At 63.2% G+C, this 12,033-nt stretch carries 13 protein-coding genes; 8 read left to right on the top strand and 5 right to left on the bottom strand.

The window, feature by feature from the left end:
* Positions 1-43: 43 nt before the first annotated feature.
* The 8 genes from LB558_RS04235 (at position 44) to LB558_RS04200 (ending at position 7,359) form a co-directional block, all read left to right on the top strand.
* Entirely contained in the window at positions 44-1,363 is a 1,320-nt protein-coding gene (locus LB558_RS04235) for an ABC transporter substrate-binding protein (protein ID WP_224696366.1), read from the top strand.
* Positions 1,364-1,513: 150 nt separating this feature from the next.
* Positions 1,514-2,410: a carbohydrate ABC transporter permease gene (locus LB558_RS04230; RefSeq protein ID WP_224696365.1), complete on the top strand. Its 897-nt coding sequence runs from the start codon at positions 1,514-1,516 to the stop codon at positions 2,408-2,410.
* 2 nt (positions 2,411-2,412) lie between these two features.
* Positions 2,413-3,279 (top strand): carbohydrate ABC transporter permease, encoded by an 867-nt coding sequence (locus LB558_RS04225; RefSeq protein WP_224696364.1) that lies wholly within the window; start codon positions 2,413-2,415, stop codon positions 3,277-3,279.
* Positions 3,280-3,283: 4 nt separating this feature from the next.
* The gene (locus LB558_RS04220; RefSeq protein WP_224696363.1) at positions 3,284-4,381 is read left to right on the top strand and encodes an ABC transporter ATP-binding protein; all 1,098 of its coding nucleotides are present in this window, start codon (positions 3,284-3,286) and stop codon (positions 4,379-4,381) included.
* A gap of 5 nt (positions 4,382-4,386) precedes the next feature.
* A complete protein-coding gene (locus LB558_RS04215; RefSeq protein ID WP_224696362.1) occupies positions 4,387-5,499 on the top strand; it encodes a mandelate racemase/muconate lactonizing enzyme family protein in 1,113 nt (370 codons plus the stop codon).
* A 9-nt stretch (positions 5,500-5,508) separates the two neighbouring features.
* A complete protein-coding gene (locus LB558_RS04210) occupies positions 5,509-5,838 on the top strand; it encodes an L-rhamnose mutarotase (protein WP_224696361.1) in 330 nt (109 codons plus the stop codon).
* Positions 5,831-6,907: a Gfo/Idh/MocA family protein gene (locus LB558_RS04205; RefSeq protein WP_224696360.1), complete on the top strand. Its 1,077-nt coding sequence runs from the start codon at positions 5,831-5,833 to the stop codon at positions 6,905-6,907. The genes LB558_RS04210 and LB558_RS04205 overlap by 8 nt, the downstream gene beginning before the upstream one ends.
* Positions 6,904-7,359, top strand: a complete 456-nt coding sequence (locus LB558_RS04200) for a MaoC/PaaZ C-terminal domain-containing protein (protein WP_224696741.1) — start codon at positions 6,904-6,906, stop codon at positions 7,357-7,359. Before LB558_RS04205 ends, LB558_RS04200 begins: the two co-directional genes overlap by 4 nt.
* 29 nt (positions 7,360-7,388) lie before the next feature.
* On the opposite strand, the gene LB558_RS04195 is transcribed toward LB558_RS04200, so the two are convergent.
* From LB558_RS04195 to LB558_RS04175, 5 genes are all read right to left on the bottom strand, one after another.
* Positions 7,389-8,045, bottom strand: a complete 657-nt coding sequence (locus tag LB558_RS04195; protein ID WP_224696740.1) for a GntR family transcriptional regulator — start codon at positions 8,043-8,045, stop codon at positions 7,389-7,391.
* Positions 8,046-8,374: 329 nt separating this feature from the next.
* Positions 8,375-9,253 carry an SMP-30/gluconolactonase/LRE family protein gene (locus LB558_RS04190; protein ID WP_224696359.1) on the bottom strand — a complete coding sequence of 293 codons (879 nt, stop codon included), beginning with the start codon at positions 9,251-9,253 and terminating at the stop codon, positions 8,375-8,377.
* A 46-nt stretch (positions 9,254-9,299) separates the two neighbouring features.
* Positions 9,300-10,262: a 3-keto-5-aminohexanoate cleavage protein gene (locus LB558_RS04185; protein WP_224696358.1), complete on the bottom strand. Its 963-nt coding sequence runs from the start codon at positions 10,260-10,262 to the stop codon at positions 9,300-9,302.
* The gene (locus tag LB558_RS04180; RefSeq protein ID WP_224696357.1) at positions 10,259-11,206 is read right to left on the bottom strand and encodes a 3-hydroxyacyl-CoA dehydrogenase; all 948 of its coding nucleotides are present in this window, start codon (positions 11,204-11,206) and stop codon (positions 10,259-10,261) included. Before LB558_RS04180 ends, LB558_RS04185 begins: the two co-directional genes overlap by 4 nt.
* A 10-nt stretch (positions 11,207-11,216) precedes the next feature.
* The gene (locus LB558_RS04175; protein WP_224696356.1) at positions 11,217-12,023 is read right to left on the bottom strand and encodes an SDR family oxidoreductase; all 807 of its coding nucleotides are present in this window, start codon (positions 12,021-12,023) and stop codon (positions 11,217-11,219) included.
* Positions 12,024-12,033: the final 10 nt, after the last annotated feature.

The following is a 12,033-nucleotide window of genomic DNA, read 5'->3' as shown; positions in this document are numbered from 1 at the left end:
CGCGTTGCGGTCGCCGCGGAGGCGGCACCAAGGGAGGATACCAATGAACAGACAGCTTTCCGGCGTGTGCGCCGGCGCATTGTTGCTCGCGTCAGGTGCGGGCGCTGCCCTTGCCGGCGACCTGCCCGGCAAGTTCGAAGGCGTGACCATCGACGTGAAGCTGATCGGCGGCCAGCAATATGAAAAGCTCTACGAGCGCATTCCCGAATGGGAGAAGGCGACCGGCGCCAAGGTCAACATCCTGACCAAGAAGAACGGCTTCGACATCGACAAGGAGCTCAAGTCCGACATCGCCTCGGGCAGCACCAACTGGTGCGTCGGCTGGAACCATTCGTCGTTCGCGCCGCAATATACGGGCCTCTACACCGACCTCAGCAAATTGCTGCCCAAGGCAGAGATCGACGCCTTCGTGCCGTCGACCATCCAGTCGGCGACCATCGACGGCAAGCTGGAGATGCTGCCGCGCGCGCAGTTCGACGTTTCGGCGCTCTATTACCAGAAGAGCCTGTACGAGAACGCCGACAACAAGACCAAATTCAAGGCGAAATACGGCTATGATCTGGTGCCGCCGGACACCTGGAAGGAAGTCACAGACCAGGCCGAATTTTTCGCCAACCCACCTAATTTCTACGGCACGCAGTTCGCCGGCAAGGAAGAGGCGATCAACGGCCGCTTCTACGAAATGGTCGTCGCCGAGGGTGGCGAGTATCTCGACAAGGACGGCAAGCCGGTCTTCAACTCCGAGGCCGGCATCCGCGCGCTCGACTGGTTCGTCAACCTCTACAAGGCTAAGGCCGTGCCGGCCGGCACCACCAACTATTTGTGGGACGATCTCGGCCAGGGCTTTGCGTCCGGCACCGTCGCCATCAACCTTGACTGGCCGGGCTGGGCAGGCTTCTTCAACGATCCGAAGTCGTCGAAGGTTGCCGGCAATGTCGGCGTGAAAGTCGCGCCGAAGGGTTCGTCCGGCAAGCGCACCGGCTGGTCCGGTTTCCACGGCTTCTCGGTGACCGAGAACTGCCCCAACAAGGAGGCCGCAGCTTCCCTGGTGTGGTGGCTGACCAACGAGGACAGCCAGAAGCTCGAGGCCGCCGCCGGCCCGCTGCCGACCCGCACCGCGGTCTGGGACTGGGATTTGAAGCAGGCCGAAAACGATCCTTACAAAAAGGAGGTTCTTACCGCCTTCCAGGAAGAGGCCAAGCACGCGTTTGCCGTGCCGCAGACGCCTGAATGGATCGAGATCTCGAACGCCGTCTATCCTGAACTGCAGGCGGCGATCCTCGGCGACAAGACGTCGAAGCAGGCACTGGATGAAGCGGCGGCCAAGGCGACGCAAATCCTCCAGGACGCCGGCAAGCTCTAGCAACGGCTCCCAAGGCTGCCTCCCCCATCAGCAATGGGGGAGGCGATCGCGTTTCGCAGGATGCTAGGCGGTTCGCGCTAATCCTTCGTCCCTCGCCCACGCATCTCCCGGCCCAGGCGCCGTCCAAATGCAAACACCTCAAGGATTCTGATGAAGGGCTTCAAGCCACCCGCGCCATTCCTGCTGCTGCTTCCGGCCATGATCGTGCTGGCGGCAGTTGTCGTGGTGCCGTTGCTGTTGTCGCTCTATTCCAGCTTCACGCCGTTCCGCCTGACGCGGCCAGAGACATTCTACGTCTTCATCGGCGTCCGGAATTATCTCTCGATCCTGTCCAACACCGATTTCTGGTGGGCCTTCAGCCGCACTGTGCTGCTGCTGACCATCGCGCTCAATCTTGAAATGCTGCTCGGCCTCGGATTGGCCATGCTGGTCGAGAAGGCGACGCGGGGCCAGCGCATCCTGCGCACGCTGATGATGTTCCCGATGATGTTTTCGCCCATCCTGGTTGGCTTCCAATTCAAGTTCATGTTCAACGACAATATCGGCCTTGTGAACAATGCGCTGCAGTCGCTCGGCATCACGCAAGACGCCATACCGTGGCTGATCGAGGGCCATCTCGCCTTCATCGCCATCTCGATCGCAGAGATCTGGTCGTCGACGGCGATCTTCGCCATCCTGATTCTCGCCGGTCTGCTCGCCATGCCCAAGGAGCCGATCGAGGCGGCGCGGGTCGACGGCTGCACGCCGTGGCAGACATTCCGCTATGTGACCTGGCCATTCGTCATGCCCTTCGCCTACATCGCCATGACCATCCGTTCGCTCGACGTCGCGCGCGCCTATGACATCGTCAAGATCATGACGGATGGCGGACCGGCGGGCCGCACCGAACTGCTTTGGACCCTGGTGGCCCGCACCGCCTACAGCGATGGGCGCATGGGCATGGCTAACGCCATGGCCTATTTCTCGATCCTGCTGTCGATCGCCTTCACCGTCTATTTCTTCAACAAGCTCGCCGCGGCGCGCACGCAGATCGGTGCGGAGTGGTGAAGATGGACGAGAATTCTTCCGCCCGCCTGAAGCGCCGGCTGCTGGGCGTCGTCTATCGCATCGGCCTGTTCCTGGCGATGCTGACCATCTGCCTGCCGGGCCTGTGGATCGTCATCTCGTCGCTGCGGCCGACCGTCGAGATCATGGCCAAGCCGCCGGTGTGGATCCCACAGGAGATTTCGTTCGACGCCTATGTCGCCATGTTCTCAGGCATCGGCAAGGGCGGCATCCCTGTCATCGAGTACTTCCGCAACTCGCTGATCATCTCGGTGACCTCGACGGTCATTGCGGTGGCCATCGGCATGGCCGGCGGCTATGCCTTCGCGCGCTACCGCTTCCGCGGCAAATCGAGCGTCTTCCTCGGCCTGATGCTGACGCGCACCGTGCCGGGGATTGCGCTCTCGCTGCCGCTGTTCTTCCTCTATGTGCGGCTCGGCATCATCGACACCCATTTCGGACTGATCCTTGCCTATGTCGCGCTCAACGTGCCGTTCACCATCTGGCTGATCGACGGCTTCTTCCGCAAGGTGCCCAAGGACCTCGCGGAGGCGGCGCAGATCGACGGCTGCACGCGCTGGCAGGCGTTCTGGCAGGTCGAGTTTCCGCTCGCCGGTCCAGGAATCGCCTCCGCGGCGATCTTCGCTTTCCTGACCTGCTGGAATGAATTCGCGCTGGCCTCGCAGCTGACCCGCTCGGTCAGCGCCAAAACGCTGCCAGTTGGCCTGCTCGATTATACCGCCGAGTTCACCATCGACTGGCGCGGCATGTGCGCGCTCGCCGTGGTGATGATCATCCCGGCGCTCACCCTCACCTACGTCGTCCAGAAACACCTTGTCGGCGGCCTGACCTCCGGCGCGGTGAAAGGCTGATACCATGGCAACCGTTACCCTCACCAAGCTGACCAAGCGCTACGGCAACATCGGGATCGTGCACGGCATCGATCTCGATGTCGCCGACCGCGAATTCATCGCGCTGGTCGGCCCGTCCGGCTGCGGCAAATCGACGACGCTGCGCATGATCGCCGGGCTGGAAGAGATCAGCGCCGGCTCGATCGAGATTGGCGGGCGCATCGTCAACGACCTGCCCCCACGTTCACGCAACATCTCGATGGTGTTCCAGTCCTACGCGCTCTATCCGCACATGACGGTGCGCGAGAATCTCGGCTTCTCGCTGAAGATCGCCGGTGCCGCCAAGGAAGACATGGACCGCCGTGTCGCCGAAGCCTCGGCCATCCTCGGCCTCGACACGTTGCTCGATCGCCGCCCCTCGCAACTCTCCGGCGGCCAGCGCCAGCGCGTCGCCATGGGCCGCGCCATCGTGCGCGACCCCGATGTCTTCCTGTTCGACGAACCGCTTTCCAATCTCGACGCCAAATTGCGCACGCAGATGCGCACCGAGATCAAGAAGCTGCATGCCAAGGTGCAGTCGACGGTGATCTACGTCACCCACGACCAGGTCGAAGCGATGACGCTGGCCGACCGTATCGTCATCATGCGCGACGGGCATATCGAACAGGTCGGCACGCCCGACGAGGTCTTCCGGCGGCCGGCAACGCGTTTCGTCGCCGGCTTCATCGGATCGCCGCCGATGAACCTGCACGAGGCCACGATCGATGACGGCCAGATGGTTTTCGCCAGCGGTGAAAAGCTGCCGCTGCCCGCTCAGTTCAAGGCCAATGTCACGACCGGCGACAAGGTTGTGTTCGGGCTGCGGCCGGACGACATCTATCCGACCGGCCATGGTATCAGTTCCGGAGGTGCTGCCGACGTGCACCAGATCGAACTTCCGATCACGGTGACCGAACCGCTCGGCAACGAGACGCTGGTGTTCGTCGAATTCAACGGTCCGGACTGGGTGTCGCGCATGCTGAACCCGAGGCCATTGAGGCCGGGCGAGCGGGTCGCCATGAGCCTCGACATGTCGCAGGCGCATCTGTTTGCCACTGAGACCGGAAAGACATTGCGGAGCTGATGGGCATGGCCAAAATTGAGAAAGTCGACCTTTGCATGGTGGACCTTGTGCCCAAGGTCAAGCGCACCGACGCCATCCAGAGCTTCGTCAGCCAGGAAACGCCTATCGTCACCATCACCGATTCCGACGGCGCGGTCGGCACCGGCTACAGCTACACGATCGGCACCGGCGGTTCGTCGGTGATGCGGCTGCTCTCGGACCATCTGGTGCCGCGCCTGATCGGCCGCGACCCCGATAGGATCGAGGCGATCTGGCACGATCTCGAATTCGCCACGCATGCCACCACGATTGGAGCGATCACGGCCATCGCGATTGCGGCCATCGATACCGCACTGTGGGATCTGCGGGCCAAGAAGCAGAACCTGCCTTTGTGGAAGTTGGCCGGCGGCGCCAAGGACCGCTGCCCGCTCTACACGACCGAAGGCGGCTGGCTGCACATCGAGACGCAGGCGCTGGTCGACGACGCGCTGGCCGCCAAGGCGAAGGGCTTTCGAGGCTCGAAGGTGAAGATCGGCAGGCCGCACGGCTCGGAAGATCTGGCGCGCTTGTCGGCGGTACGCAAGGCGGTCGGCGACGGCTACGAGATCATGACCGACGCCAATCAGGGATTTTCGGTCGACGAGGCGATCCGCCGCGCGTCCAGGCTGCGTGAGCTCGATCTCGCCTGGATCGAGGAGCCGCTGCCGGCCGACGACATCGACGGGCATGTGCGCTTGTCGAACTCGACGCAGACGCCGATCGCCATCGGCGAGTCGCTCTACTCCATCCGCCATTTCCGCGAATACATGCAGAAAGGCGCCTGCTCGATCGTGCAGGTCGATGTCGGCCGCATCGGCGGCATCACGCCCTGGCTCAAGATCGCCCATGCCGCGGAGGCTTTCGACATTCCGGTCTGTCCGCATTTCCTGATGGAGCTGCATGTCAGCCTGACCTGCGCTGTTCAGAACGGCAGATATGTCGAGTACATTCCGCAACTCGACCAGTTGACCGGTAAGCGCATGCGCATCGAGGATGGCCAGGCGCTGGCGCCCGACGAGCCTGGTATCGGCATCGATTGGGACTGGGACGCGGTCAAGGCCATGAGCATCGCCGAATTCACCACGGCGATCACCAGATAGGAGACGGGCATGCAGCGGATGGGAATGGTTCTGGGGCTGAAGCCTGAAAAGGTCGAGGAGTATGTCCGCCTGCATGCGGCCGTCTGGCCTGACGTGCTGACCATGATCTCGGCCTGCAACATCAAGAACTATTCCATCTACCTGAAGCGTCCGGAGAACCTGCTGTTCAGCACTTTCGAATATCACGGCAGCGACTACGAAGCCGACATGGCCAAGATGGCAGCCGACCCCACGACGCAGGAATGGTGGGCGGTCTGCATGCCGTGCCAGGAGCCGCTGGCGACGCGTGGGGAAGGCGAGTGGTGGGCCGAGATGGACGAGGTCTTCCATCATGACTGAAGGCGGTTTCGACCCTGCCTTGCTCGTCCAGTCCTGGCCCAAACCCTCCAAGCCCAGGCCGATCGTCACCTTCGGCGCCGGGTCGATCGTCGGCGACGCGCATTTCCCGGCCTACCGGAAGGCCGGCTTTCCTGTCGCCGGCCTCTACGACCCCGACCACGCCAGGGCTGAAAAACTGGCCAGTCAATGGGGCGTGACAGCCTTTCGCTCGGCCGAGGAGGCTGCTGCCGTCGAGGGGGCGATCTTCGACCTTGCGACGCCGCCATCGCGTCATGCCGACGTGCTGAAATCCTTGCGCGACGGCGCGGTCGCGCTGATCCAGAAGCCGATGGGCAGCAACCTTGCCGAGGCGACCGCGATCCTCGAGATCTGCCGTGCCAAAAAGCTCCATGCGGCGGTGAACTTCCAGCTGCGCTTCGCGCCGATGATGTTGGCGCTCAAGGACGCCATCGCCAAGGGCTGGCTCGGCAAGATCGTCGACTTCGACGCGTGGCTGGCGCTGGCGACACCGTGGGAGCTGTGGGAATTCCTGCTCAAGGCGCCGCGCGTCGAGATTGCCATGCATTCGATCCACTATCTCGATCTGATCCGGCAGTTACTCGGCGATCCCAAGGGCGTCCACGCCAAGACGCTCGGCCATCCCAACCATAAGGTGGCGCAGACGCGCACCAGCGCCATTCTCGACTATGGCGACACCGTGCGCTGCGCCCTGTCGATCAACCACGACCACAAATTCGGTCGCAGGCACCAGGCCTGCGAGTTCCGCATCTGCGGCACCGAGGGTGCCGCCTATCTCAAGCTGGGTCTCAACCTCGATTATCCCACAGGTGAGCCGGATGTGCTGGAAATCTATCCGAAGGGCGGAACGGGCTGGATCGCCGTGCCCTTGGCCGGCGAGTGGTTTCCCGATGCCTTCGTTGGCCGCATGGCCAATGTCCAGCGCTTTGCGGCCGGAGAAGATGATACGCTGATAAGCCCCGTCGAAGATGCCTGGAGCACGATGGCGCTGGTCGAGGCAGCGTATCAGTCGAGTGCGGCACCGGCGACACCGATCGCGGAAAGACCCTGATGGAACAGATCCAGTATTTCGAGGACTACGAGATCGGCTCGTCGCGCCTGACCAGCGGCCGCACCATCACCGAGACCGACTTCATCGTCCATGCCGGCCACACCGGCGATTTCTTTCCGCATCATATGGACGCCGAGTTCATGAAGACGACGCCGTTCGGCCAGCGCATTGCGCATGGCACTCTGGTGTTCTCGGTCGGCATCGGGCTGACGGCAACCGTCATCAACCCTGTCGCCTTTTCCTACGGCTACGACCGGTTGCGCTTCATCAAGCCGGTGTTCATCGGCGACACGATTCGCACGCGAACCACAATTACGGCCAGGGAAGACGACCCGAAGAGGCCGGGGTCGGGACGGGTTATCGAGCGCTGCGAGGTGATCAACCAGCGTGGCGAAGTGGTGCTGGCGGCCGACCACATCTACATCGTCGAACGCAGGCCGGCGCAGGGCTGAGGCCATCGCAATGCCCATGAGCCACGCCGTCAGGATTTTCGCGACAAGCCATCTTCCCTGATCGCGCTGACCAGCGCCTCGCTTCCTTCGCGAAGATGCTGCCTCAGAATGCTCATGGCCCTGTCACCGTCGCGCCGCCGGCAGGCGGCCAGCAGGTCGCGATGCTCCGTCTGCGAGCGGCTGCGATAGTCCAGGTGCGACAGCAGGATGCGGACGTAGCGATCGGCGGCATTGTGGTGCGCCTCGATTAAGGCCAGCAATCGATGGTTGCCACAGGCGTCGTAGAGAGCCAGATGAAAGGCACGGTTCAGCGCGCCCCATCGGCCGACATTGCGCTCGGCGTCGATCTGATCGAGCACCTGTTCCGCCTCGTCGAGCTTCGCGGTAATAAGAGTGGGGAGCGAGAGCCGCAACGCCTCGCATTCGAGCAATTCGCGCAGTGCGTAGATTTCACTGATCTCGGCGCTGTCCATCCGGGCGACCTGCGCGCCTTTTGTCGGATGGATGGAAACAACACCTTCGGCTTCCAATTGGCGAAGGGCGTCGCGGATTGGCATGCGGCTAAAACCAAACTGCTCGGCCAATTCATCCTGGCGCAGCGGAGTGCCTGCCTTGATGGTTCCACTGACAATCGCTTCGCGCAGGACATTGGCGACCTGTTCGGCCACGGTTCGCGGCCCCTGCATCACGCTTTCCGCAAATCCCCGCAATCGATGCTCCCATTTCACGCGACGCTCAGCCTAACGGAAACCCCTCTGTGTGGATATATGTATGCCTGTATACGCACACGTTCGGCATTGATTGCCGAACTTACCCCGTTTGGATAGATGGCAGTTACCACGGCTATGTCGGGCCTATTTCGGAACCATCCTGTGGACGCTCGACCTCTGCGTTCCTCACGCTCCCTTGGAACCTGATCCGACCTTGGAAGCCGCGCACAGGCGACTTCTCGAACGCGGCTTGGTTTCGGCCCATATTCTCAGCGAGGCTCCGGCGAGCCAAGGCCTGCCTGGCGTCAGCTGCCGAAGCGGGGTTCCGCAACGCCGTTGACGCCAAGACCCGTAATGGCGAACAGGCTGCCGCGCAAAACGCCGTCGCCGGGAAAACGGGGCAGCGGCGGCTTGGCCATCGAGGTGACATAGAGGGTGTCGAGCTTCGGTCCGCCGAACATGACGCTGGTGATCTTCTTGACCGGCATGTGGATGATGCGATCGATGCTGCCATCGGGCGCATAGCGCACCAGTCGGCCGTCATAGACCAGCGCATTCCACAGATAGCCCTCGGCATCGACGGTCGAGCCGTCCGCCGCACCGCCCCGGCTGGTGTCGACGCGTACGAAGGTACGCCTGTTGGTGGCGGCACCGGTGGCGATGTCGTAGTCGTAGGCCCATATCTCGCCGGTCCAGGTGTCGGCGAAATAGAAGGTGCGGTCGTCGGGGCTCCAGCATGGACCGTTGGAACAGATGATGCCAGAATCGATCCGGGTGACGGAGAAGTCCGGATCGAGCCTGTAGAGCCCGCCGGACGGCCCCTCTTCCATCGTATCCATGGAGCCGGCGAAGAAGCGGCCGTGCCGGTCGACCTTGCCGTCGTTGAGCCGGTTCATCGGCTTGTCCGGCTCGGGATCGTGGATCAGCGTCACATCGCCGGAGGCGAAATCGAGCAGATGGAAACCGCGCTGCAGCGACACCACGGCGCCGCTACCGTCCTTGCGCAGCGCCATTGAGCCGATCTTCATCGGCACGTCCCATGACCGTATCTCGCGTCCGTCGGCGGTCGCCTGAAACACGCGCCCGTCGAAGCTGTCGATCCAGTAGAGTCGTTCCTGTTCGGCGTCCCACAGAGGTCCTTCGCCCAGTGTGGTCTTCACGTCCACCACGACTTCGATCTTCATGCCGTCCTCCTCCGTTTTGCGTCTCGCGGCGATTGCTCGGGCCGCCTCAGAAAGCGACCTTGTCCCCGCCTTTCAATGACAGGATCTCGCGTGCCTCGTCGGGCGTCGCGACCTCCATGCCGAGCCCTTCGATGATCTTGCGGGCCAGCAAGACCTGCTCGGCGTTCGATTTGGCAAGCTTGCCCTTGCCCGCCCAAAGGCTGTCCTCCAGCCCGACGCGGATGTTGCCGCCAAGGGCTGCCGATTGCGCGGCGATGCGCAGCTGGCTGGCGCCAGCGCCGAGAACCGACCAGCGGAACTGGTCGCCGAACAGCCGGTCGGCGGTGCGCTTCATATGCGCGACGTCTTCGGGGTGGGTGCCGATGCCGCCAAGCAGCCCGAACACCGACTGCACGAAGAAAGGCGGCTTCACCAGCCCGCGGTCGGCGAAGTGGGAAAGGTTGTAGAGATGGGCGATGTCGTAGCACTCGAACTCGAAGCGCGTGCCGTTGTCGTAGCAGGTCGCCAGAATGTACTCGATGTCCTTGAACGAGTTGCGGAAGACAAGGTCGCGGGTCGCTTCCAGATGCGGCTTTTCCCAGTCGAACTTGAAGGTCTCGTATTTGTCGGCGAGGTGATAGAGCCCGAAATTGATCGAGCCCATGTTGAGCGAGGCGACTTCGGGTTTGAACTGGGCGGCCGGGCGCACGCGCTCCTCGACCTTCATGTACGGGCTGCCACCGGTGGTGATGTTGATGGCGGCGTTGGTGCCTTGCTTGACGCGCGGCAGGAAGCGGGCGAAGGCCTCCGGCGTCTGGTCGGGCTTGCCGGTTTCCGGGTCGCGGGCGTGCAGATGCAGGATCGCGGCACCGGCTTCGGCAGCGGCGATCGCCTCCGAGGCGATCTGGTCGGGCGTGATCGGCAGATAGGGCGACATGGTCGGCGTGTGGATGGCGCCCGTCACCGCGCAGGTGATGATGACCTTGCCCCTGATCTGTGCAGGCCCCGTCTTGCGACTGGTTTGCGTCATTCTCCAAACTCCTGATCCGATTTTCTCTTGTGGGCGGCGAGCGCCATGAGCCGGCGGTCACGCCACACCTGCCGGTCGCCTAAGCTTTGCTGTGGCAGTCGCTTGCGGCGATCAGCCTCGACCGTGTCGATGACCTTGCCGGCCCAGTCGACGCGCCGCTGCGTCTGGGGAAAGATGTTGGAATAGATGCCCTGATAGCGCTCGACATAGTCGCGCACGCCGCCGGGTGCATTGAGATCGATTGTCTCGAATGGCCCCATGAACGACCAACGCAGCGCCAGCCCGTCGCGAATGCCAATGTCGACATCCTCGACGCTGGCAAAGCCGTCGGCGACAAGCCGGAAAGCTTCCTCCAGCAGTGCGCCTTGCAGGCGGTTCATGATGAAGCCGTCGAGCTCGCGCTTCATCACCAGCGGTGCATGACCGGCGTCGATAAGAAACGCGCGGGTTCTCTCGAGCGTGTCAGCAGACGTCCACGGCGCCGGCACGACCTCAGCCGCCGGGATGAGATAGGGCGGATTGATCGGATGCACGACCAGACAGCGATGCCGTCCTTGCAGATGGTCGGTGAATTTCGACGGCAGCAGCGCCGAAGTGGAACTGGCGATGACTGTTTGCGGATCGGCAAGGCTGTCGATCAGCGAGAACACCTCCCGCTTCACCTCGAGGTTTTCAGGCGTGCTCTCCTGGATATGGACCGCACCAGCCAGCGCCTCTGCCAGCTCGGCGACAATGGTGATCCGGCCGAGCACGGTGTCGACCGCCTGTCCTCGCAGCAGGTCGTTCTGGACGAGATCGTCGAGCACGCCGGCAATGTAGTCGCGGGCGCCACCTGTCGCTGCCGGCGACTGGTCCCACATCCGCACATCATGGCCGGCGCGGGCGAAGCTGATCGCCCAAGCTCGCCCGATGAACCCGCTTCCGACGATCGCGACATTGGCCATGGCTTGTTCCTCAAAGTGTTTCGACGTTGCCGTCGACGCCGAGCGACTGGCCGGAAATGTTGATGCCCGCATCGGAGAGCAGGAAGGCGACCATCGACGCGACATCATAGGGGCTGGTCATGCGGCGCAGCGAGATGTTTTGGAGATAGCGTCCGGTCATCTCCTCGTGGCTGATACCGACCTGCTTGGCGCGCGCCGAGATAACACCTTCGATGCGTGGTCCCTCGATGATGCCGGGCAGGATGGCGTTGACCCTAATGGCGTGCGGCCCGAGCTCCTTGGCCAGGCTTTGCGTGAGACCGATGACACCGAACTTGGCCGCCGAATAAGGCGTGCGGAAGGCGTAGCCATGGCGGCCGGCGGCCGACGACATCGAGACGATCGAACCGCCGCCCGCCGCCTTGATCAGCGGCACGGCGCGACGGGCGCACAGGAACTGGCCGGTCAGGCAGATGTCGATGCAGCGCCGCCAGTCGGCCGGATCGATCTCGTCGACACCGCCGGTCGGCCCTGCGATGCCGGCATTGTTGATCAGCGCATCGAGCCCGCCGAGCTTTTTCTCGACCGCCTCGAACAGACGGTCGACGTCCTCGTCGCGCGAAACATCGGCCTTGACCGCGGCGACGAGGTCGATCTTGCCGGGAGCAGCGGCCAGCGCCTCGTCGGAAACGTCACAGACCACGATGCGGGCGCCGAGGCGTGACAGCGTGTCGGCTATGGCAAAACCGATACCGCCTGCGCCCGCCGTCACCAGCACGCGCTGGCCTTTCAGCCCAGTCAGAAATTCGTCCCCCGATGCCGGCGCCCTTGTGCTCATGGTCCTGTCC

The organism is Mesorhizobium sp. CO1-1-8, from assembly GCF_020164875.1.
In the GTDB taxonomy this organism is placed as follows: domain Bacteria; phylum Pseudomonadota; class Alphaproteobacteria; order Rhizobiales; family Rhizobiaceae; genus Mesorhizobium.
Note: the sequence above shows the minus strand (reverse complement) of the source record. Positions and strands in the feature narration are given on the sequence as shown.